The 21,340-nt window shown below is 73.1% G+C and carries 23 protein-coding genes; 9 read left to right on the top strand and 14 right to left on the bottom strand.

The window, feature by feature from the left end:
- Nucleotides 1-146 precede the first annotated feature (146 nt).
- The 4 genes from ABTW72_RS11085 (at nucleotide 147) to ABTW72_RS11070 (ending at nucleotide 4,093) form a co-directional block, all read left to right on the top strand.
- Nucleotides 147-1,139, top strand: coding sequence for an RDD family protein (locus tag ABTW72_RS11085; RefSeq protein WP_350857214.1), 993 nt, complete (start codon nucleotides 147-149; stop codon nucleotides 1,137-1,139).
- On the top strand, nucleotides 1,136-2,239 hold the full coding sequence (gene hisC / locus ABTW72_RS11080) for a histidinol-phosphate transaminase (RefSeq protein WP_350857211.1): 1,104 nt from the start codon (nucleotides 1,136-1,138) through the stop codon (nucleotides 2,237-2,239). Before ABTW72_RS11085 ends, hisC begins: the two co-directional genes overlap by 4 nt.
- A 257-nt stretch (nucleotides 2,240-2,496) precedes the next feature.
- On the top strand, nucleotides 2,497-3,051 hold the full coding sequence (locus ABTW72_RS11075) for a hypothetical protein (RefSeq protein ID WP_350857208.1): 555 nt from the start codon (nucleotides 2,497-2,499) through the stop codon (nucleotides 3,049-3,051).
- A gap of 127 nt (nucleotides 3,052-3,178) precedes the next feature.
- Nucleotides 3,179-4,093, top strand: a complete 915-nt coding sequence (locus ABTW72_RS11070) for a hypothetical protein (protein ID WP_350857205.1) — start codon at nucleotides 3,179-3,181, stop codon at nucleotides 4,091-4,093.
- A gap of 72 nt (nucleotides 4,094-4,165) precedes the next feature.
- Here the strand turns inward: ABTW72_RS11070 and ABTW72_RS11065 are convergent, their stop codons facing one another.
- The 6 genes from ABTW72_RS11065 to ABTW72_RS11040 all read right to left on the bottom strand — a co-directional run bounded on the left by ABTW72_RS11065 (nucleotide 4,166) and on the right by ABTW72_RS11040 (nucleotide 9,043).
- Nucleotides 4,166-4,528 (bottom strand): LPXTG cell wall anchor domain-containing protein, encoded by a 363-nt coding sequence (locus ABTW72_RS11065; protein ID WP_350857203.1) that lies wholly within the window; start codon nucleotides 4,526-4,528, stop codon nucleotides 4,166-4,168.
- 101 nt (nucleotides 4,529-4,629) lie between these two features.
- A complete protein-coding gene (locus ABTW72_RS11060; RefSeq protein ID WP_350857201.1) occupies nucleotides 4,630-5,886 on the bottom strand; it encodes an outer membrane protein assembly factor BamB family protein in 1,257 nt (418 codons plus the stop codon).
- An 81-nt stretch (nucleotides 5,887-5,967) separates the two neighbouring features.
- A complete protein-coding gene (locus ABTW72_RS11055) occupies nucleotides 5,968-6,450 on the bottom strand; it encodes an SRPBCC family protein (RefSeq protein WP_350857198.1) in 483 nt (160 codons plus the stop codon).
- Between the two features lie 144 nt (nucleotides 6,451-6,594).
- Nucleotides 6,595-6,804, bottom strand: a complete 210-nt coding sequence (locus tag ABTW72_RS11050) for a DUF397 domain-containing protein (RefSeq protein WP_030327888.1) — start codon at nucleotides 6,802-6,804, stop codon at nucleotides 6,595-6,597.
- A 176-nt stretch (nucleotides 6,805-6,980) separates the two neighbouring features.
- The gene (fahA, locus tag ABTW72_RS11045; RefSeq protein ID WP_350857195.1) at nucleotides 6,981-8,177 is read right to left on the bottom strand and encodes a fumarylacetoacetase; all 1,197 of its coding nucleotides are present in this window, start codon (nucleotides 8,175-8,177) and stop codon (nucleotides 6,981-6,983) included.
- Nucleotides 8,174-9,043: a hypothetical protein gene (locus tag ABTW72_RS11040; RefSeq protein WP_350857192.1), complete on the bottom strand. Its 870-nt coding sequence runs from the start codon at nucleotides 9,041-9,043 to the stop codon at nucleotides 8,174-8,176. The genes fahA and ABTW72_RS11040 overlap by 4 nt, the downstream gene beginning before the upstream one ends.
- Nucleotides 9,044-9,137: 94 nt before the next feature.
- On the opposite strand from ABTW72_RS11040, the gene ABTW72_RS11035 reads away from it, so the two are divergent.
- Nucleotides 9,138-10,304, top strand: coding sequence for a homogentisate 1,2-dioxygenase (locus tag ABTW72_RS11035; RefSeq protein ID WP_350857189.1), 1,167 nt, complete (start codon nucleotides 9,138-9,140; stop codon nucleotides 10,302-10,304).
- On the opposite strand, the gene ABTW72_RS11030 is transcribed toward ABTW72_RS11035, so the two are convergent.
- The 4 genes from ABTW72_RS11030 to ABTW72_RS11015 are packed head-to-tail and all read right to left on the bottom strand — an operon-like array spanning nucleotide 10,301 to nucleotide 13,076.
- Nucleotides 10,301-11,329, bottom strand: coding sequence for a tetratricopeptide repeat protein (locus ABTW72_RS11030; protein ID WP_350857186.1), 1,029 nt, complete (start codon nucleotides 11,327-11,329; stop codon nucleotides 10,301-10,303). The genes ABTW72_RS11035 and ABTW72_RS11030 overlap by 4 nt on opposite strands.
- Before the next feature lie 10 nt (nucleotides 11,330-11,339).
- Nucleotides 11,340-11,825: a 2-C-methyl-D-erythritol 2,4-cyclodiphosphate synthase gene (gene ispF / locus ABTW72_RS11025; protein WP_124854979.1), complete on the bottom strand. Its 486-nt coding sequence runs from the start codon at nucleotides 11,823-11,825 to the stop codon at nucleotides 11,340-11,342.
- A 13-nt stretch (nucleotides 11,826-11,838) separates the two neighbouring features.
- Nucleotides 11,839-12,534 carry a 2-C-methyl-D-erythritol 4-phosphate cytidylyltransferase gene (gene ispD, locus ABTW72_RS11020; protein ID WP_350857184.1) on the bottom strand — a complete coding sequence of 232 codons (696 nt, stop codon included), beginning with the start codon at nucleotides 12,532-12,534 and terminating at the stop codon, nucleotides 11,839-11,841.
- A 56-nt stretch (nucleotides 12,535-12,590) separates the two neighbouring features.
- Nucleotides 12,591-13,076, bottom strand: a complete 486-nt coding sequence (locus ABTW72_RS11015; RefSeq protein ID WP_007073334.1) for a CarD family transcriptional regulator — start codon at nucleotides 13,074-13,076, stop codon at nucleotides 12,591-12,593.
- 328 nt (nucleotides 13,077-13,404) lie between these two features.
- Between ABTW72_RS11015 and ABTW72_RS11010 the strand changes: the two genes are divergently transcribed.
- A complete protein-coding gene (locus tag ABTW72_RS11010) occupies nucleotides 13,405-14,097 on the top strand; it encodes a hypothetical protein (protein ID WP_350857181.1) in 693 nt (230 codons plus the stop codon).
- Nucleotides 14,098-14,106: 9 nt separating this feature from the next.
- Here ABTW72_RS11010 and ABTW72_RS11005 read toward each other — a convergent pair whose 3' ends face one another.
- The 4 genes from ABTW72_RS11005 to ABTW72_RS10990 form a co-directional block, all read right to left on the bottom strand.
- Nucleotides 14,107-14,757, bottom strand: coding sequence for a flagellar basal body-associated FliL family protein (locus ABTW72_RS11005; protein ID WP_350857178.1), 651 nt, complete (start codon nucleotides 14,755-14,757; stop codon nucleotides 14,107-14,109).
- A 31-nt stretch (nucleotides 14,758-14,788) separates the two neighbouring features.
- Nucleotides 14,789-15,847, bottom strand: a complete 1,059-nt coding sequence (locus ABTW72_RS11000) for a type III polyketide synthase (RefSeq protein ID WP_350857175.1) — start codon at nucleotides 15,845-15,847, stop codon at nucleotides 14,789-14,791.
- Nucleotides 15,848-15,932: 85 nt separating this feature from the next.
- Nucleotides 15,933-17,099 carry an acyl-CoA dehydrogenase family protein gene (locus ABTW72_RS10995; RefSeq protein ID WP_350857172.1) on the bottom strand — a complete coding sequence of 389 codons (1,167 nt, stop codon included), beginning with the start codon at nucleotides 17,097-17,099 and terminating at the stop codon, nucleotides 15,933-15,935.
- 40 nt (nucleotides 17,100-17,139) lie between these two features.
- A complete protein-coding gene (locus tag ABTW72_RS10990) occupies nucleotides 17,140-17,913 on the bottom strand; it encodes a class I SAM-dependent methyltransferase (RefSeq protein WP_350857169.1) in 774 nt (257 codons plus the stop codon).
- 46 nt (nucleotides 17,914-17,959) lie between these two features.
- On the opposite strand from ABTW72_RS10990, the gene ABTW72_RS10985 reads away from it, so the two are divergent.
- The 3 genes from ABTW72_RS10985 (at nucleotide 17,960) to radA (ending at nucleotide 21,262) form a co-directional block, all read left to right on the top strand.
- Nucleotides 17,960-18,799, top strand: a complete 840-nt coding sequence (locus tag ABTW72_RS10985) for a UbiA family prenyltransferase (protein WP_502892192.1) — start codon at nucleotides 17,960-17,962, stop codon at nucleotides 18,797-18,799.
- A gap of 140 nt (nucleotides 18,800-18,939) precedes the next feature.
- Nucleotides 18,940-19,719: a hypothetical protein gene (locus tag ABTW72_RS10980; RefSeq protein WP_350857163.1), complete on the top strand. Its 780-nt coding sequence runs from the start codon at nucleotides 18,940-18,942 to the stop codon at nucleotides 19,717-19,719.
- A gap of 85 nt (nucleotides 19,720-19,804) precedes the next feature.
- Nucleotides 19,805-21,262, top strand: coding sequence for a DNA repair protein RadA (gene radA / locus ABTW72_RS10975; RefSeq protein WP_350857160.1), 1,458 nt, complete (start codon nucleotides 19,805-19,807; stop codon nucleotides 21,260-21,262).
- Nucleotides 21,263-21,340 lie beyond the last annotated feature (78 nt).

Genomic DNA, 21,340 nt, shown 5'->3' with positions numbered 1-21,340 from the left:
CCGAGTTCGCACGAGCAGTCGTCGTTAAGGTGTCCCCGTGAGCGAGCGAAGCGGACTGGTGGCGGCGTGAGCGAGCGCAGCGAGCGAACCAGCAGGGTCAGTAGCGTGGCGCCTCGCGCCGTCGCGAAGCGAAGCGGAGCGACGGCGTGAGCGTTCAACCTGGTTGGTACGTCGACCCCGCCGACACCGAGACCCGGCGTTACTGGGACGGCGAGGGTTGGCTCGGTGCGCCCATTCCCGTCGACGCGACACCGCCGGACGGTCCTCCGCCGGCCGAGCCACCTCCCGCGCCGGTCACCCCGGCCGCGCCCGCGGCGTCGACGACCCCCGACTCGACGACCGGCGCGCCGGGCTGGTCGCCCCAGCAGGGCCCACCCCCGGGGTACGGCCCGCAACCGGGGCAGGGCCCGGGCTGGGGACCGCAGGCTGGCCCTCCCGGCTGGGGCCCGCAGGGCGGTCCGCCGGGCTGGACCCCGCCGGGTGCCCCTCCCGGCTGGGCGCCTCCGGCTGGTCACCCCGGGTGGCCCGGACGACCGCCCGAGCCGCGACCGCACGGCCTCAGGCTGGCCGGCTACGGCCGCAGGTTGGTCGCCCGGCTGATCGACTTCGGCCTCGTCTTCGCACTGAACGTGGTTGTCAACGGCTGGTTCGTCTGGCGCTGGGCTCAGGAGTGGGCGCCGTACTGGCAGGAGGTCTTCCGGCGCGCGTCGCGGGGCGACACCTCCGCCGACGGCCTGCCGCTCCCCAGTGAGCAGGCCAATTCCCTGCTGGTGGCGATCCTGCTGATCGCCACCGCGCTCTGGCTGGCGTACGAGGTGCCGACAATGGCCTCCGGCGGGCAGACCGTCGGCAAGCGGGTGATGCGGATCCGGGCGGTGCCGATGGCCGCCGACCAGCCGCTGGGCGTCCGCCGGGCGCTGAGCCGGTGGAGCACGCTGGGCCTGCCGACTCTGCTCTGGTACTGCGCCGGCCTCGGCCTGGTGCTGCAACTGGTCGACGCTCTCTCGCCCCTCTTCGACCACCCCCTGCGCCAGGCGCTGCACGACAAGCGCGCGCAGACGGTGGTCGTCGAAGTCCCCCAACACACCGTCACCGCCCCCTCGAACGACCGTAACCAGCCCCCGGGAGACACCCCATGACCGACTCCGGACGTCACCAGCCGGCGCTGCGGCTGACCCGCGTCGACCTGGACGCGCTGCCCAGCTACGTGCCGGGGCGCAGCCCCGCCGACCTGGCCCGGGAGCTGGGCCTGCCGGAGGCCATCAAGCTGGCCAGCAACGAGGTGCCGTACGGGCCGCTGCCCGGCGTGGTGGAGGCGGTCACCGAGGCGATCACCACCTCGCACCGCTACCCGGACATGGGTGTGGTCGCGCTGCGGGACGCGCTGGCCCAGCGGTACGGGGTGGACGCCGATCGGATCGCCACCGGCTGCGGTTCGGTGGCGCTGGCCGAACACCTGGTGCGTGCCACCTGCCTGCCCGGCGACGAGGTGCTCTACTCGTGGCGGTCCTTCGAGGCGTACCCCATCATCGTGGCGACCAGCGGCGCGACCAGCGTGCGGGTGCCCAACGACGCCGGGCACGGGCACGACCTGGCGGCGATGGCCGCGGCGGTGACCGACCGGACCCGGGTGATTTTCGTCTGCAACCCGAACAACCCCACGGGTACGGCGCTGCGCCGGGCCGAGCTGGACCGGTTCCTCGACGCGGTGCCGGACGACGTGCTGGTGGTCATCGACGAGGCGTACCGGGAGTTCGTCACCGACGCGGAGGTGCCGGACGGTCTCGACTACCTGGACCGGCCGAACGTGGCGGTGTTGCGCACGCTGTCGAAGGCGTGGGGGCTCGCCGGGCTGCGGATGGGCTGGCTGGTTGCCCAGCCGGTGGTGGCGGCAGCCATCCGCAAGGTGGCGACCCCGTTCTCCAGCAGCACGGCAGCCCAGGCCGGGGCGCTCGCCGCGCTGACCCAGGTGGCGGAGATGGAGCGTCGCTGCGCCCTGGTCGTCGCCGAGCGGGACCGGGTCACCGAGGCGCTGCGCAAGTTCGTGCCCGAGGTGCCGACGAGCCAGGCCAACTTCGTCTGGCTGCCGTTGGGCGAGCGGGCCGTGGCGTTCGGCAAGGCGTGCGAGGCACGCGGGGTGATCGTGCGGCCGTTCGCCGGTGACGGGGTCCGGGTCACCATCGGCACCCCGGCGGAGAACGACGCGTTTCTGGCGGCGGCCGAGGCCGCCCTGGCCTGAGCGACAGCTCGCCGTCGCGGCGGTTACCGCGCCGGCCCGCAGGCAGACAACGAACGACGGGGCGGGCGGGACAGCGCTCAGCTGCTCCGCCCGCCAATACCCGCTTCGGCCATCGCGGCCGGACCAGGCGGCCTCAACTTCAATCATGAACTAAGCCCTGTTTGTCCAACTTTGCGTAGTTTCTGCCTTATCTTCCGAAGTAGCCGGTTGTGCCGAAGACCCACTCCGGCTCACTTCGAGAAAACGGGGTAACAACAGTGCGCACTGCCAAGATCTGTCTGGCCGGGGCGGCCGCCGCGGCGATGGTCGGCTTCCTCGCCTCGCCGGCCGCCGCCGCGCCCACCGATACCACCGACACCACGTTCGAGGTGCTCGCCGGCACCCTCGACATCGTCGCGCCGGCCACCGCCGACCTCGGTGACGGCGCCCCCGGTGGCACCATCACCGGCCAGCTCGGCGTGGTGACGGTCACCGACTCCCGGGGCGCCGCCGACGCCTCCTGGGTCGCCTCGGTGACCGCGAGCGTCTTCCAGACCGGCGGTGGCTCACCGCCCGAGACGGTACTGCCGTCCGAGATCGAATACTGGTCCGGTCCGGCGACGGCGACCACCGGTAACGGCACCTTCACGCCGGGGCAGGCCACCGCTGGCGACGCCGCAGCGCTGGACAGCGTCACCCCGCTCACCGCGTTCACCCACAGCGGCGGCACCGGCGGCAACACCGCCAGCTGGAACCCCACCCTGGAAGTCAACGTCCCGCTGGACAGCATCGCGGGCGTCTACACCGGCACGGTGACACATTCGGTGGCGTAGCCGCCGGGGGCGGTCGACCATCGCGGTCGCCCTCGCCCTGTTCTGCCTCGCCGGTCCGGGTCTGTCGACCCGGGCCGGCGCGGTCGAACCGGAAGCGGGATCGGACGACGGCACCATCGGGATCCGGTTGCTCGAAGCCCCGACCGAGCGCCGCACCGACCCACGGGCGCTGCGCTACATCGTCGACCACCTACCGCCGGGCACCACCATCAAGCGGCAGCTGCTGATCGTCAACCGCACCGACCAGACCCGTCGGGTCGACGTGTATCCGGCGGCCGCGACCCTGGAGGATGCGGCGTTCCGCTTCGGCGAGGGCCACGCCGAGAACGAGCTGACCTCCTGGGTCACCCTCGACGAGCGCTGGGTGGAGCTGGGACCGTGGGCCGAGACCCGGGTCCGAGCGACCATCACCGTGCCGTCGACCGCCTCCCGGGGCGAGCGGTACGGGGTGGTCTGGGCATCCGCCGCCTCAACTCCCCGGGCCGGCGGCGAGGTCATGCAGGTCCACCGGGTCGGAGTCCGGATGTACCTCGACATCGGGCCCGGTGGCGAACCCGCCTCCGACTTCGCGATCGGCGAGGTACGCCCGGCCCGCGGCCCCGAGGGCGAACCGTCGATGACCGTCCAGGTCACCAACACCGGAGGCCGTGCCATCGACCTGACCGGCGCGGTGATCCTGAGCGATGGCCCGGCCGGCAGTCGGGCCGGCCCGTTCCCGGTAGGGCAGGGCGTCACGCTCGCGCCGGGCGCCTCCGGGCAGGTCGTCGCCCGACTCCCGACCGCGTTGCCGAACGGCCCCTGGAAGGCGGAGGTGAACCTGGAGAGCGGCCTGGTGAAGCGGAGCATCACCGCGCAGGTCACGTTCCCCGACGCTGGTCAGGTCGGGAAACGGGGCAGTGCCGTCTCCCGGATCTTCTCCCGGTGGACCGTGGCGGCGGCCGTCGTGGGCCTGCTACTGGTCGTCGGCCTCGCCACGCTGGCCCGCCGGTCCGGTCGGCCTCCCGCCGGGCGCCCGAGGGAGCGCACGCCGGCGGGCCGTTGATCGCGCGGGACAGCCCGTTGGCCGGCTCCGACCGGGCCCGTCCGTCAGCTCGGTCTGCTCCGGCCGGGCCCGTCAGCTCGGCCGGCTACGGCGGGCGGCGAACCACCCGGCAGCGATCAGGGTTGCGCCCAGCACGGCGAGGAGCAGCGCCGCCCCGCCCGACCCGGTGACCGGCAACTCGCCGCCGTGGCTCGGTGTGGGCTGGGGCGGTGCCGTCGGTGTGGACGTGGGTGGCGGCTGAGTCGGGGGCGGGGTCGGCGACGCCGGCAGGATCTCGAAGGTGACGCCGGTGTCCGCCGACGGCTCGGCCCGGACCGCACCGAACCCCCGCGCGGAGGCGGGATCGGCGGCCAGCACCGGCGACACCGCCAACGCCAAGCTCGCGGTGGCGGCGAGCGCGCCGCCCACGAGGTAGTGGGCTGCCGTCCTGACCATGCGCCGACCCCTTCCACCGGGAACCTGAACCGTGAAAAACGTACCCTTTCACGACAAAGGGAATGGAATGGTTCGGTGTTCCAGGGCCGAAGACGCCACGATCAGGTGGCGGCCAGGATCACCGTCTCGCCGGTGTAGTAGTAGCGCCGATCGTCGCCGGTGGGGTCGACCGGCTTGCGAAGCCGCTCGACCGCGACGAACCCGTCCTCGGCCGTCACCGCCCCGGGTGCCCAGCCGGTCCCGTCCGAGCCGACATTGAGCACGAAGCGGGACAACTGTCTACCGGTCACCGGATCCAGCGTCACCAGATCGTTCGCCTCGGTCAGCAGGTGCACCCGGCCAGGCTGCCCGGCCAGCACCCGGGCCGTGCCCAGGCCCGGGGCACGCCACAGCTCGGTACCCGTACGCGCCGATCGGCCCACCACGACCCCGTCGAGCACGGCGACGGACTGCTCACCGACCAACGCGGCGCCGGCCGGGTCCAGCGCGGGGGCGGCGACCGGCGGACCGGCGGCCAACAACCAACCCCGACCGCCCTCGTCACCCGGCCCGGCGGTCCGCAACCCCAGACAGTCCGACCGCCCGGTACGACAGCCGAGCGGCGTCACCACAAACCCCTCCGGACCACCCGGCGGTCGCCAACGCTCACGTACCTCGCCCGTCGCCGCGTCCCGGAACTCGACGGTGGCCGATCCGGCGCAGGTGTCCAGGCCGATCAGCTGCCCGGCCGCTGTGGTGCCGACATCGCTACGGCACCTGCCGGGCAGCTCGACCCGCCACAGCTCCCGACCGCCGCTCAGCTCGACCCCGCGCGCCTGGGCGTCCCCGGTCACCACCAGCACGGTCCGCCCGTCGGGAAGCTCGGTCAGCCGCAGCCCGGGCGCATCCCAGACGGTCGCCGCCCAGGTACGACGCACCGGTGCCGTGCTCTCGACGGGCTCCGGGCCGTCGGCTCGCCAGAGCACCCCGCCGGTCCGGGCGTCGAGCGCGACGAGCTGCCCGTCGGACCAGCGGCTGACCACCGTGCTGCCGCTCGCCACCACCCCGGTCAGCTCCGCCGGCCACCGCCGGTACGACCAGAACGGGCTGGTCCGGTACCGACCGTCGACCGGCCGGTCGGCGTAGACCTGGCGGTGTGCGGCGTACACCCGCAGTCTCCCGTCGACGATCAACGGGGCGACCGGCAACCGACCGATCACTCCGGCAGCCGGTCGGGCCGGGGCCGGATAGTCGGCCCGCGCCACAGTGCTCACCTCTGCCGGTGCGAGGACCCGGTGGACGATGACCACGACGGCCGCCGTCGCGAGCAGCGCCGCGACCGCGATCGCGAGCCGTCGCCGGCCTCTCGGGAACCTCATGCCGCACCTCCGCCCGGCACCCTACCCAGCGGAGAGGGCCGGACCCCGTTCAGGTCACGGCGAGGGCTGACCGCCTGTCGGTCAGGCGGCTTCGACGGAGCCGGTGGCACCGGCCGCGACGGCGAGGTCGGCGAGATCACGCCAGAGCGCCGCCTCGACCGCCCGCGCGGCCAACCCGCCGAGCAGCAGCGCCACCACCCGACCGTACGAAGCGGTCGGCACCGCCTCGTGAGTCACTGTGATCGCCGTGCAAGCCCGACGGCGGCGGCGGACCGGCCGCAGGCTCCAGGTGATCCGGTAGTCCGCGCCGGTGCCGGAGGAGCAGAGCACCAGTCGCTGCGGTGCGAGCGCCTCGACCACCAGGAACTCCTCGGTCAGCGTGCCGCCGCCCGGCTGGACCCGCTCCTCGCGCCAGGAGGTGCCCGGACCGAACGAACCCGGGGTGAGCACCTCGATCGGGCCGGCTGCGGTCAACCGGGCCGCGCGGCCGGGCAGGTCGGTCAGCAGACGCCAGACGTCGACAGCGTGCGCCTCGATGATCCCGGTAATCGCCACCGTCGACATGCCACCCTCCCGTGTCCCCGACGGTACGCGGAGTGAGGGCCGGACGGGGCCCCCGGAGCGGAATTTCCACCACCCGGAGGCCACGCTGTCCGATTGGGCGGTCGCTTCGGCACCGGTCGTCGTCGACCGGCGCCGAAGCGCCGGTCAGCGCTCGAAGCGACCGGCCCGAATCGCCCCGATGAACGCTGTCCACCCCGGCGGGCTGACCGCGAGTGTGGGACCGGCCTGGTCCTTGGAGTCGCGGACTCCGACCAGACCATGGACATCGACCAGGTTGTCCGCCACTTCCACGCAGAGCCCCTGGTCGTTTGAGCGGCTGCTGGTACGCCAGACCGCGCCCGCAAGATCGTGCATCGTCGTTACCTCCGTGTGCGTCGGGATTGCCCCACCGCTGACGGCCGGGCAGAGCCCGGCTCGGATTGCGCGGTGTAGCAACGGAATCCGGACGATCAACGGATCAACCAGGGCCGGTGATCGCACAGCCGGTGCGATCACGGGTCCCGTGCACGAGACGGATGGCGGGTGCCCGCTCAGCGGGCCGGACGAACCGTGCCGGATACCTCACCGAGGGCGATGGTGGTGCCGTCCGGGCCGGGGGCGGTGGCCGTGATGGTCACCGTGTCGCCGTCGTCGAGGAAGGTACGGCTCTCGCCGCCGACCTTGACCGGCTCGGCCCCGCCCCAGGTCAGTTCCAGGAAGGAGCCGACCTGTCCTCGGTCCGGGCCGGAGACGGTCCCGGAGGCGTACAGGTCACCGGTGCGCAGCGAAGCGCCGTTGACGGTGAGGTGCGCCAACTGCTGGGCGGGGGTCCAGTACATGGTGGCGAACGGCGGCTCGCTGACCTGGTCGCCGTTCCACTCGACCGCCAGGCGCAGGTCCAGGCCCAGGTGCGGCACGTCCCGCAGGTAGTCCACCACCGGCGGGTCCTGGTCGGGGGCTGGCACGAAGGCGTCGGCGAGGGCGTCCAGCGGCGTCACCCAGGCCGAGACCGAGGTGGCGAACGACTTGCCGAGGAACGGGCCGAGCGGCTGGTACTCCCAGGCCTGGATGTCCCGAGCCGACCAGTCGTTGACCAGCACCACCCCGAAGACGTGCTCGGCGAAGTCGTCCGCCGAAACCCGATCACCCAACGCGCTGGGTACGCCCACCACGAAGCCCACCTCAGCCTCGATGTCGAGGCGTACCGATGGGCCGGTCACCGGGCCCTCGGCGGAGGCCCGCTGCCCGGTCGGCCGGGTCACCGGCGTGCCGGAGACGACCACCGTGCCGGCCCGCCCGTGGTAGCCGATCGGCAGGTGCTTCCAGTTGGGTAGCAGCGGCGGCTGGCCGGGGCGGAAGATCTGCCCGACGTTCGACGCGTGGTGTTCCGAGGAGTAGAAGTCGACGTAGTCGGCCACCTCGATGGGGAGCAGCAACTCCACGTCGTCGAGGGGGACAAGCAGCGGCTCCACCGCGTCCCGGTGCGTCGGGTCGGTCAGCAGCTCGGTGAGCCGCTGCCGTACGGCCGTCCACTGCGGACGCCCCAGGGCCATGAAGTCGTTGAGCACGGGCCGGCACAGCGTGCCGGCGGCCAGCACCAGCTCGGCGGCCTCGGCCGCTGCGAGGTCGAAGACCCAGGACCCGATCCGTACGCCGATCCGCGCCGGACCCCCGTTCTGCCGGAACACCCCGTACGGAAGGTTCGTCACCCCGTACGGCGAACCGTCGGCGCCGGTCACCCAGGTCATGCGTCGTAGCCCCCGTTCACCAGCCCAAGCCGGATCAGATCGGTCAGTGGTTCCAGGATGCTGCACGAGCCGAAGCCCACCCACAGGGGGCGAGGCCCGTCCAGCCGTGCCGTCGCGCGCTCCACCAGGGGGCGCGGGTCGACCACGGTCAGCAGCTCGGCGACCGAGCGCACACCGTCACCGTCGGCGGCGGCCAGGGTCGCGGCCAGCACGTTCGCGTAGCCGTGGTGGGTGAACCCGGTCTCCGGGTCCAGGTGTCGGATCGCCTGGTGCAGCCCGGCGGTGAGCTTGAACGGCAGGCCCCGGTCCCGGCAGGCGCAGATCACCGCGGCCAGCTCGGTCGGGGTGGGGAAGAGTTCGGCGGCCAGGCCGCCGGTGCGGAACTTGGCCGCGATCGGCGTCCCGTCGGCCCGCGCGGCGACGAGCGCGTCCAGTGCGCCCATCAGCCCGAAGGTCAGGGGCAGCTCGGCGTAGACGGCTTCCACGCCCGGTAGTGCGTCGGTCAGCCGCAGCAACTCGGCGATGCCGGGCAGCGGGTCCTCGCCGCGCTTGGCGACCGCCACCTCGACCTGACGCGCGGTGACGCCGTCGGGGGCGAGGAACGACAGCGCGAACGGCAGATTTCCGATCCCGGTGTCACCGATCACGCCGACCACCAGGCCCTCGCCCGGGTCGACGAGACCGCTCAGCTCACCGGCGGCCACGGCCGAGGCGGGGATCAGCAGTGGGCCGACCAGGTCGGCGTACCAGGCCGCACGGTGTTGACGGTGGGCGGCCAGGGCGTCGTGCAGCGCGGCGCTGCCCGGTGGGAAGACGGCGGCGTCGTCCACCAGGCCGTCCAGGAGTGCGGGCACCTGCGTTGACACGGAACAAGAATGTACGGGACGCTACGAGGAACGGACAACAGCGTCCGATTATCGGACGCCTTCGGCCGGTGAACGGGAAATATCGGGAGGCGAGATGCCGTATTACCGCAGCGTCGGCGAGGTGCCGCGCAAGCGCCACACCCAGTTCCGGCAGCCCGACGGCAGCCTCTACGCCGAGGAGCTGATGGGCCAGGAGGGCTTCTCCTCCGACTCGTCCCTGCTCTACCACCGGCACGCGCCCACCGCGATCCTGGCCGCCGACGAGTTCACCCCGCCCGCGTTCACCCGGGCGCCGAACCTGCCGCTCAAGCCCCGCCACCTGCGCACCCACAAACTGGGCACCGGCGGCTCCGACCCCATCCTCGGCCGGCAGTACCTGCTCGCCAACGACGACGTACGGATCGGTTACGTCCTCGCCGACCGGCCCTCACCGCTGTTCCGCGACGCCACCGGCGACCACTGCCTCTACGTCGAGTCGGGCACCCTGCGGGTCGAGTCCCCGTTCGGGGTGCTCGACGCGGTCGCCGGCGACTACGTCGTCATCCCCACCTCGACCATCCACCGGCTGGTGCCCACCGGTGACCAGCCCGTCCGGCTGCTCGCCGTCGAGGCGTCCGGGCACATCGGCCCGCCCAAGCGCTACCTCTCCGTACGCGGCCAGTTCCTGGAGCACTCGCCGTACTGCGAGCGGGACGTCCGCGGCCCCGACGCCCCGCTGCTCGTCGACGGTGAGGAGGTCGAGGTGCTGGTCCGGCACCGGCGCGGCTGGACCCGCTACGTCTACGCCCACCACCCGTTCGACGTCGTCGGCTGGGACGGGCACCTCTACCCGTGGGCGTTCTCCATCCACGACTTCGAGCCGATCACCGGCCGCATCCACCAGCCCCCGCCGGTGCACCAGACCTTCCAGGGACCCAACTTCGTCATCTGCTCGTTCGTGCCGCGCAAGGTCGACTACCACCCGCAGTCGATCCCGGTGCCGTACAACCACCACAACGTCGACTCCGACGAGATGCTCTTCTACACCGGGGGCAACTACGAGGCGCGGCGCGGCTCCGGCATCGAGCAGGGCTCGATCTCCCTGCACCCGTCCGGTTTCACCCACGGCCCCCAGCCGGGTGCCGCCGAGCGTTCCATCGGCGCGGACTACTTCGACGAGCTGGCCGTCATGGTCGACACCTTCCGCCCGCTGGATCTCTGCGACGCCGCCAACTCCTGCGAAGACGAGGGGTACGCCTGGACCTGGGCGCGTTCCGTCTAGCGGATGGCGGTGCGCGTGAAGACGGCGAACTCGGCTACCGCCGTGGTGGCGATGGCCAGCACCAGGGGCCACGGGGAGCCGACCATGGCGTACACCAGCAGCAGCAGCGGCGCGGCGGCCACGGCGTAGATGGCCAACGCCATCGCCCGGTCCGAGTGCAGCAGGGCGGGCAGGACGGTCCGGGTCAGCCCGGGCAGCCGGGCCGCGAGCTGCCACACGACGATCCCGCCGGTGAGGGCGGCGAGCACCGCCAGGACGCGGGAGAAGCCGTCGCTCGCCGGCGCCGCGAACGCGACCAGCACCGCCGTCACCAGTGACCAACCCGCGCCGTAGAGCACCAGGCGGTGCAGCCCGTACGCGAGGGTTCGTGGCGAGTCGATCCGGCTCGGGCTGACCGTCACCGCCTCGGCGACGTGCTCCAACGCCTCCGACCAGCGGCGTTGCTCCAGCCGCATGACACCCACGTCGTGGCCGGCCTCGCCGATCCGCGGGTCGAGGCGCAGCGCCTCCCGGTAGGCCCGCTCGGCCAGGTCGAACAGGTCCAGGCGAGCGGCGACCAGGCTGAGCACCAGGTGCGCCTGCGGCTCCTGCGGGGCCAACTCGACACCGCGCCAGGCAGCGTTCAGCGCCGGCTGACCGTTGCGGGCGCCGGCCAGGATCGCCGCGGCGCTCCGCTGGGCGTACGCGTCGGCCGGGCCGAGGGTGAGGATCCGATCGGCGGTGGCGGCCGACTCGCTGTAGCGCTCCAGGTCGGCCAGGGCCATGCCCCTGGCGACCAGCGGCGGCAGGGCCTCCGGTGCGGCGGCCACGGCCGTGTCGGCGGCGGTGAGCGCCTCGGCCGGGCGGCCGGCGGCCAGGTGCACCCGGGCCAGCATGGTGAGCGCGTCGACGTCATCCGGCTGGAGGGCCAACCCGTAGGCCAGCTCCCCGGCCGCCTCGTCGTAGCGGCCGAGTTCGGCGAGGAGTTGAGCCCGCTGGACGTAGCCGTCGGCGGCGGACTGGTCGGGGGCTGGGTCGCTGGACATCGCGGCGAGCTTAGGCGGCCGACGCGTCGTACACCAGGGCCACCGCGACCCCGGCCAACCCTTCCTCGCGGCCGGCGAAGCCGAGCCCGTCGGTGGTTGCCGCCGAGACGGTGACCGGGGCGCCGACCGCGGCGGAGAGGACCTCCTGCGCCTCCGCGCGGCGCCGGCCAATCTTGGGGCGGTTGCCGATGACCTGCACGGACACGTTGCCGATCTCCAGGCCGGCGGCGCGCACGCGACGGGCCGTCTCGGTCAGCAGAGCCACCCCGGACGCGCCGGCCCACTCCGGTTGGCCCACCCCGAAGGCGGAACCGAGATCACCCAGACCGGCGGCGGAGAGCAGCGCGTTGCAGGCGGCGTGCGCGGCCACGTCGGCGTCCGAGTGCCCGGCGAGGCCGTCCTGATCGGGCCAGAACAGCCCGGCTACCCAGCAGGGCCGGCCCGGCTCGAACGCGTGCACGTCGGTGCCGATGGCCACCCGGGGAACGATCATGATCAGAGGGTACGCGTCAACCGGCAGCGGCAAGCAGATGCTCGGCCAGAGCCAGGTCGAACGGTCGGGTGATTTTCACTGCGTACTCCGAGCCGGGCACGCAGCTCACCGCGACGCCCTGCTTCTCGACAAGCCCGGCGTCGTCGGTGAGGGAGTCACCGGCGGCGGCGTGGGCGGCGCTGAGCACGGCCCGACGGAAACCCTGCGGGGTCTGCACCGCGCGCAAGGCGGAACGGTCGACGGTGCCGAGCACCACCTCGTCGGCACCGACTTCCTTGATGGTGTCGACCACCGGCAGGACCGGGATCACCGCGTCCCGCCCGCCACGCACCGCCGCCGCGACGGATTCGACCAGATCAGGTGGGGTGAGCGCCCGGGCGGCATCGTGCACCAGGACGATCGTCGGGCCGGCGGGGACCGCGGCCAGCGCGGCGGCCACCGACGCCTGCCGTTCGGCGCCGCCGGGCACCACGATCACCGGGGCGACCGGGGCCAACAGCTCGCGGACGGCCTGCACCTCGGCGACCGGAGCGGCCACCACGATGGTGTGCACCGACGCAGCGGCGGCCAGTCGACGCACGGCGTGCACCAACAGCGGTTCACCGGCGAGCAGGCGCAGCGCCTTGGGTCGGCCGGGGCCGAGCCGTACGCCGGCACCCGCCGCAGGCACGAGGACCGCGACGTCACCGCGCGGATTGAGCTGCGCGGTCACGTCGCGGTCCTCGGTGGTTTCTTCACTACGAAGTGGGTACGACGATGCTGTGCGGACTAGGCCTCGGTGAGGACCTTGTCGAGCAGCGTCTCCGCCTCGTCCTTGGTGCTCTTCTCGGCCAGCGCGACCTCGCCGACGAGAATGTCGCGGGCCTTGGCGAGCATCCGCTTCTCGCCCGCGGAGAGGCCCCGCTCCCGCTCCCGGCGCCACAGGTCACGCACGACCTCGGCGACCTTCAGCGGGTTGCCGGAAGCCAGCTTTTCCAGATTGGCCTTGTAACGCCGCGACCAGTTGGTCGGCTCCTCGGTGTGCGGAGCCCGCAGAACGTCGAAGACCTTCCCGAGGCCCTCTTCGCCGACCACCTCGCGCACGCCCACGATCTCGGCGTTCTCGGCCGGCACCCGGACCGTCAGGTCACCCTGCGCGACCCTCAGGACGAGGTATTGCTTAGGCTCGCCCTTGATGACCCGAGTCTCGATTGCCTCGATGAGTGCGGCCCCGTGGTGGGGGTAAACAACGGTCTCGCCGACACTGAAAACCATAGGTTCGAAACCCCTTTCGCTGTGTCTAGGGTAACACGCTCAGGCACCGATGTCTCACCGATGTCCTGACCGTTGGCGCAGCTCAGGGGCCCTGTGAGAGGTCTTGCTTCAGCTTGACAGGCGGTCAAACCGATGGTTCGAACACGCTCCGTAACGCGGAAATGACTGCCCGGTACGGGTGAACAGAACGTCGAGATCAAGGGCTATGCGCTCCTCCCATGGTAGCCCGGCCAGCAGGACCGCGCCCAGATGTAGCGGGAGGAGCCCCTGGTGCGCGACCCTGGAGACAGAGCCGCACTCCGCTCTCGAGACGCTTCCAGGAGGTCCGATGGGCAAGCCGGACGCAGAGGGTCACGGGCCAGCCGACGGCCTGCCCGGCCTACCGCCCGAATGGGGCCGCGTGGTGGTTCCCGACGACGCCTCCGCGTTGGCCGCCGAGGCCGCGGAGATCCGCCGTGAGCTGCGCCGGGCCAGCGGCCTCCCCGGCGGTTACCGGTCCCTGGGCCTGCCGCTGGTGGTCCTGCTGGTGGCGGTCCTCACCACGCTGGCCGGCCTGCTGGCGGTCACCTGGCCCCGCGCCAACCGCGGCGCCGACCGGCCGACTCCGGCCCCCTACTCGCCACCCGCGACCCTCGTCGGTCGGGCGCTGCCCGCACTGGACCTGGTCGACGCGGACAACGCACCCGTGCCACTGCGCGGCCTGCTACCCGCCATGATCATTTTATTGGACGGCTGCCCCTGCCCGGACCGCGTCAGCGACGCCCTGGCGGCCGCGCCCGCCGGCGTCTCCGTGGTCACCGTCACCGGAGGGCGGACGGCGCCAGCCAGGCCGACCATCGAGCGGCAGGCTCGCGCCCTGGCCGACCCCGCCGGAGGCCTGCGTTCGTTCCTGAGCCAGCCGGCCCGCCCCGGCGCCGCGACCGCCCTGCTGGTCGACCGGGCCGGCACGGTGACCCGAGTGCTTCCCGACCTGGGCACGATCGAGTCCTACCGGAGCGACCTGAGCGCCTTGGCCGCCTGAGCGGCCCTACTAGCGAGGGGGCAGCGCGACGAGCTGCGCCTGGATGTCGATGGGTCGGTCGACGGCCGACAGCGACACCTGGAACGGCCCGCCACCGGGCAGCACCTCGGCATTGGCGATCATGCCGTCGCAGTCGATCCGCGGCCGGCCGACGATTCCGGCCCCGGTGCTCGTCACGACCATCGTGCCGGGGCGGGTGCACCGGTACTGGAGCAGGTAGCGCGCACCGTGGTTGCTGGCCTGCCGGGTCACTTCCTGGCCAGGGGCGAGGTCCCGCTGCTCCCGCCAGATCGTCTCCTGGAACGGGGGCAGGTCACCCGCGGAGAAGAGCACCCCGGGATCGCCCTCGATGTCGGTGATCGAGCCCGTCGCCGGGTCGATGACGGCCAGCGGGCCGCTTCGCACCCGGATGGCCTCGCCGGTGTTGGGGTCCATCCGCACCGTCAGCCGCTCATCGGGCTCCTCAGCCGCGAGGAGACGTTCCAGTGGGGTGCTGACGCTCGGCCCGACCGATGGCACCGCCGCCGCCGAAGGGACAGCCGTCCCTGCCGTCGACGCGGGCGCGGCGGCACGCCACCACCAGCCGCCGACGACCAGGACGGCCACCGCCGCGCCAAACAGCACCACCGAGCGCAGCCGGTCGTCCGCCGTCGCATCCACCACCCGAGCGTACCGGCCGGGCCGACGAGGTTCAGTAGTGTCGATCGAGCAGGGCGGCGTACAGGGTGAGGCCGGGGCCGAAGGCCAGCATGACGATGCGCCGAGCCGCCGGTGTCGCCCGACCCAACCGGTCCAGGATCAGCAGCACGGTCGGCGACGAGCAGTTGCCGTGCTCGTCCAGCGTCGCCCGGGACGCCGCCAGCCCGAGCGGGGGCAGCGCCAGCTCCCGCTCCACCACGTTGAGGATCCGCGGCCCGCCCGGGTGCACCGCCCAACCGTCCACCTCGGAGCTGGTGACGCCGTGCCGGGCCAACAGATCGTCGACCAGCCCGCGGACGTGCTTCGACAGCACCTGCGGCACCTTCGGCGACAACCCCATCCGGAAACCGGCGTCGGTGACGTCCCAGGTCATGTGGTCGGCGGTCGAGGTGTCGGTGACGGCGGTGACCTCGCGCAAGGCGTACCCAGGGCCGCCCGGCACCACCACGGCGGCGACCGCGGCGTCCGAGAAGAGCGCGTGGGAGACGATCTGCTGCGTGTCCACCCGGGCGCTGGACGGCTGGATGTGCAGGCTGGTCAGCTCCGCGCAGAGCAGCAGCGCCGGGCGGCCCCGGGCGGTGACGAAGTCACTCGCCGCGCCGAGCCCCGGCAACGCCGCGTAACAGCCCATGTGGCCGATGAACATCCGCTGGGTGTCCGCGGCCATGCCCAGGTCCCGGGCGAGCAGGATGTCCAGCCCCGGTGTGGCGTAGCCGGTGCAGGAGCAGACGATGAACAGCCCGATGTCGGCGGCGCTCAGCCCGGCCGCTGTCAACGCCCGACCCACCGCCTCCTTGCCCAGCGGCAGCGCCTCCACCTGGTAGCGGCGCATCCGGCGCTCGGTCGGCCAGTCCGAGACGTCCTCCAGCAGCGGATTGACCGCGGCCTGCCGCCGGGTCACCCCGGAGTTGGCGAAGATTCGCTGGGCCAACGACCGGGTGGTGCCGGAGAAGTGCCGGGAGAAGAAGCCCTCCCACAACTCGCCCTGCGAAGCGGACGGCGGCTGCGCTGTCCCGAGCCCCGCGATCACTGGTACGAACACGATCCCCACCTCTCGTCAGATGCTTTCCTCCCCCTGGCCGTCCCACCAGCCACCTCGGCTGGTCGTTCTTCCGTTCGAGCCCGGTGCGGCGGGCTCACCAACGCGGTGCCGATCCGTCACGATCCGGGTCGCCGCCCAGCGCGGCGATGCCGAGCCAGTCGGCGCAGACATCCGACGTGGCCGGATGCAGCGAGCCGCAGCGGGCGTCGCGGTAGAGCCGCTCCAGCGGATGTCCACGGCGGGTCGCCGAGGTGCCCGCCGCCTCCAGGACCGACGCCGCCACCTCGGCGGCCGTGGTCCCGGCGAGCAGCTTCGCCCGCCACACCCAACGGTTGGTCTCCTCGTCACCGGGCGCCTCGTCCACCCGGCGGGCCGCCTCGGCCACCACCAACTGCGCGGCGGCCGTCGCCGCGTCCGCCCGACCCAGCCGGGCCCGCACCGCCGGCAGTCCGGACAGGTTGCGCGCGTTGAGGTGCTCGGCCGCCGCGTCGATCGCCGCACGGGCGACCCCCACGTAGACGGCCGCGTAGCTGGCCACCAACCAGTGCGGCATCAGCTGGGCGACCACCAGCGCCAGCCCCTCCACCCCACCGAGCAGCCGGTCGGCGGGCACCGTGACGTCCAGGTGCAGGTCGTGGGAGGAGGTGGCGCGCATGCCGAGCGAATCCCAGGTCGGCTCCACGGTCAGCCCGTCGCCGGCCGGCACCAGGAACTGTGAGACCACCGACTGGTCGGCCGCGCTACGCGCCGCCACCAGGTAGCCGTCCGCGTGCCCGGCGCCGGAGCAGAAGGTCTTGCTGCCCTTGAGATGCCAGCCCCCGTCGGTCGGCTCGTACGCCGTGGTCAGCTGGGACAGCCGCGCGCCCGCGCCACGCTCGCTCATCGCGACCGCGTACCAGGAGCCCTGCGCCGCCGCGCTGAGCAGCCGGTCCCGGGCGGCCAGCGCCTCGTCCGGTACGCCCAACGCCTCGGCCAACTCCTCGGTGACCGCGCCCAGCGCACCGGTCACCGAGGCGTGCATGTTGAACACCAGGGCGGTCGCACCGTTGCCCCGGGCAAGCTCACTGGCCACCGCGGCGTACTCGGCGAAGGTGGCACCCAGACCGCCGAGCGCCCGGGGCACCATCAGCCCGAACAGGCCGGCCTCGCGCAGGTCGGCGAAGTCGTCCACGGGGAAGGAACCGTCCCGGTCGTGCTCGGCCGCCCGCGCGGCGAACCGCGGCGCCAACCGGCGTGCTGCCTCAAGCGCGTGCACCGTCATCTCGTTCCTCCTCGGCGTTCCATACCCCGCCACGGCCTGACTATCCTTTGCGGACCCCCCGGCCCTGGTAGAGCACGGCGGTGGAGCGGGTCGGCACGATGCGCGGCGCGCGGCCGGCGGGCACCGCCCCGGCCGTTCGGCTCGCGCGAGCACGGCGCAGCAGCCAGGCGAGCATGCCGCCGACCTGCGGGCGGATGCCCCGTAGCCGCAGGTCGACACCGTGTCGGGCGCACTCGGCCACCAGCGCCCGGGCGTCCACGAACAACCGTGGATCATGGATGCCACGGGGCACCGTCGGCAGCCGCTCGGCGATCCGGACCGCGACCAGCCGGGCCAGCGCCGTGTCGTTCAGGGTGTCCAGCACCAGCACACCACCGGGGCGCAGCAGCCGACACGCCTCGGCCACCGCGCGCGGCCAGGCCGGCACGTGCTCCAGCAGCTCACCCGCCGAGACCACGTCGGCGCAGCCGTCAGGCAGCGGCACCGCTGTGGCATCGCCCTGGACCACCCGCACCCCGTGCTCGGCCGCCTGGACGAGCGCCGAGCGGGTCAGATCAACCCCGACGTGGCGGTAGCCCTTACCAGCCAGGTGTGGCGCGAGCAGGCCGGCGCCGCAACCCAGATCGACGAGCAACGCGTCCGGGCGGGTGGCCGGCGGCACCAGCGCGGCACGGGCCTCAGCCAGCCAGTGCAGCATCGCGAACGCGCCATCCGGCCGCCACCACTCACCGGCCAGATCGTCGTACTGACGCGGATCGTTTCGCGGCAGCACCCTCGGACCGGTGGACGCCCCGGCCGCAGCCACGTCTCGCATGGAACCGAGCGTGGCACGACTGCTCGGTAACGACCAGACTTCCCTTATGTCGTCGAGGGTGTTAGGGCTGGTCAGAGCGAGCCATCCGGAACCGGCCGCGGCGGTGACCACGGTGGCCGGTCTGCTGGCCTGGGGAGTGGGCCACCGGCCGGCCGGAATCGTCTCGGTGGTGCTCGCCGTGCTCGCCAGCCAGCTCGCCGTCGGCTGGACCAACGACGCGCTGGACGCCGAGCGGGACGCCACTGTGGGGCGTACCGACAAGCCGGTCGCCAGTGGCGCGGTCGGTCGACGCGTCACGGCCTGGGCCGCCGCGGCGGCCGCGGTGGCCTGCCCGCTGCTGGCGCTGACCACGAACCCGGTGGCGGCGTTCTGGCTGACGCTCGCCCTGGTCTCCGCCCTGCTCTACGACTGGCCGCTCAAGGCCACCGCGTTCTCGGTGCTGCCCTACGCCGTGTCGTTCGGCGCGCTTCCCGCCTTCGTGGTGCTGGCGCTGCCCGGTCAGCCGGCCCCGCCGATCTGGCTGGTGGCGGCGGCTGCCTGCCTGGGCGCCGGTGCGCACTTCGCCAACGTGCTGCCCGACCTGGCCGACGACGCCCGCACCGGCGTGCGCGGCCTGCCCCACCGGCTGGGTGCCGCCGGCAGCCGGGTGGCCGCGGCGGGTCTCCTCCTCGCGGCGACCGCGACACTCGTCCTCGGACCACCCGGGCCGCCGTCGGCGATCGGCTGGGCGGCGGTCGGCACGGCCGCCGTCGTGCCGCCGCTGAGCTGGTACGCCGGGCGCTCCGCGATCCGGGCCGGCCGGCGGCCGGTGGCGGCCTTCCGGGCGGTGATGCTGGTGGCCCTCATCGACGTGGTTCTGCTGGTGGCGAGCGGTCGGGTGGTGTGAACGCCACCCGGGCAGGTGGCATTGCCGGGTCCGCGTGCGGGCCTCGATCAGCCCCAACTACCCTGGAGCGCGGTCTGCGCGGGTATGGCCACCGTGCCCGGCGTACGGCCCGGGTGGGGATTGTGACGAGGAGGACCGACGTGACGCGCTCGATCAGGGGATCCCGGCGGGCGGCCCTGTTGCTGTCCGGGATTGCGGCGGCCAGTCTGCTGACGTCCGGCTGCGGCGCCGGTCAGATCGCCGAGACCGCCACCAAGGAGGCGTCGGTCCAGGGCGTCAGCCTCACCACCAGCAACGGATCCTTCTCCGTGCGTGGCCTGGTCGTGGACTACCCGGGCACCGAGGGCTACAAGGTCGGCCAGGACGCGGGGCTCGGCGCCGTGATCTACAACGACTCCAAGGAGACGGTGACGGTCACCGTCACCACGGAGAGCGCCCGCGAGGTCGTGATCAGCGGCGGCTCGGCGAGCCCGTCGCCGTCCGCCTCGGAGTCCGCCTCCATGAGCCCGTCGCCGTCCGGTTCGGCCAGCCCGTCGAACTCGACGTCCGGTTCGCCGAGTCCGTCGGTGACGCCCTCCGAGACCGGATCCTCCTCGGCCACCCCGTCCGCCCCGGAGTCGGCGCGGGCGTCCGGATCGGCCAGCCCCTCCGCCCCCGGCCAGCCGGCCCGGATCGAGCTGGCGCCGTTGAGCTACATCCAGTTCAACTCCGAGGCCACCACCCAGCTCCGGCTGATCGGCCTGACCGAGGCGCTGCGCTCCGGCCAGAACGTCGTCGTGACCTTCGACTTCGGCAACGGCAACACGGTCACCGGGCAGGCGCCGGTCGCGGTTCCGCTCACCCCGGCGGCCCCTCCGTCGCCGATCATCGAGCGTGAGGGTGGCTACGAGGGCAACGAGGGCGGCACGACCCACGAGTGACCCGACCCGCACATCGACAAACGCCCCGGCGTGGTGACCACCACGCCGGGGTGTTTTCGTCGTACGCGAGGGCTAGCGTCCTGATGTGACCACCTCCCGATCGACCCCTCCGCGTGGCGGCACGGCCGGTGCCGCCCGTGGTCGGTCCGCCGCCCGCGAGCCGCGTCCGGCCTACCAGTGCGACGCCTGCGGGCACCAACCGCCCAAGTGGGTGGGGCGCTGCCCGGAGTGCGGCGAGTGGGGCGCGGTGGTCGAGCACACGGTGACCGGCCCGACCGTCTCCGGCCGGGTGGTCAGCTCCCGGATGCCGTCCGAGCCGGCCCGACCGATCGCCACCATCAGCGCCGCCCCGGCCCGCGCCGTGCCCACCGGGGTGAGCGAGCTCGACCGGGTGCTCGGCGGTGGCCTGGTCCCCGGTGCCGTGGTGTTGCTCGCTGGCGAGCCCGGCGTGGGCAAGTCGACCCTCCTGCTCGACGTGGCGCAGCAGTGGGCGGTCGGTGCCGGCAGCCCGTCGCTGGTGGTCAGCGGCGAAGAATCGGTCAGTCAGGTGCGCCTGCGCGCGGAGCGGATGGGCACCCTGCACGAGCAGCTCTACCTCGCTGCGGAGAGCGACCTGGGCTCGGTGCTCGGTCACCTCGACGCGGTCAAGCCGGGCCTGTTGGTGCTCGACTCGGTGCAGACCATCTCGACCACCGGCACCGAGGGGGTGCCCGGTGGGGTGACCCAGGTCCGCGCGGTCACCGCCGCGCTGGTCTCGGTCGCCAAGGAACGGGGCATCGCCACCGTGCTGGTCGGGCACGTCACCAAGGACGGCCAGGTGGCCGGGCCTCGGGTGCTGGAGCACCTGGTCGATGTGGTGCTGCACTTCGAGGGCGACAAGCACTCGTCGCTGCGCCTGGTGCGCGGCGTGAAGAACAGGTTCGGCGCTGCCGACGAGGTCGGCTGCTTCGAGATGCACGAGGGCGGCATCAGCAGCCTGGCCGACCCGTCCGGGCTGTTCCTGACCCGCTACGCGGAGCCGGTCCCGGGCACCTGCGTGACGGTGGCCATGGAGGGGCGGCGGGCGCTGGTCACCGAGGTGCAGGCGCTGATCGGCGCGACAGTGGCGGGTTCTCCGCGACGCACCGTCTCCGGCCTCGACTCGGCGCGACTGGCGATGGTGCTCGCGGTGCTGCAACGGCGCACCGAGCGGCTGACCCTGCACGACCGGGAGGTGTTCGCCGCCACCGTGGGCGGGATCCGGGTGGTGGAGCCGGCCGCCGACCTGGCGGTGGCTCTGGCGGTCGCCTCCGGCGGGCTCAACCTGGCGATCGCGCCGCACCTGGTGGCGATCGGTGAGGTGGGGCTGACCGGCGAGGTGCGCCGGGTCGGAGCGGTGCCGCGCCGGCTGGCCGAGGCCGCCCGGCTGGGGTTCAGGGTGGCCCTGGTGCCGCCAGGCTGCGGCCCGGCCAGCACTGGCGCGGGCCCCGGGCAGATGCAGGTGACCGAGGTCACCGACGTCCGTTCGGCACTGCACCATGCGGCCCGCGCGTCCGCCGAGTGACCCACCGTGCCGACGAGGGCGGCGAAAACGGACAGCACGTCGCAAGCGGGAAACGGTGGAAAGGGCGGCATCGTGACA

The organism is Micromonospora sp. NPDC127501 (genome assembly GCF_040302185.1).
Lineage (GTDB): Bacteria > Actinomycetota > Actinomycetes > Mycobacteriales > Micromonosporaceae > Micromonospora.
This window is presented reverse-complemented; position numbering and strand designations above follow the sequence as displayed.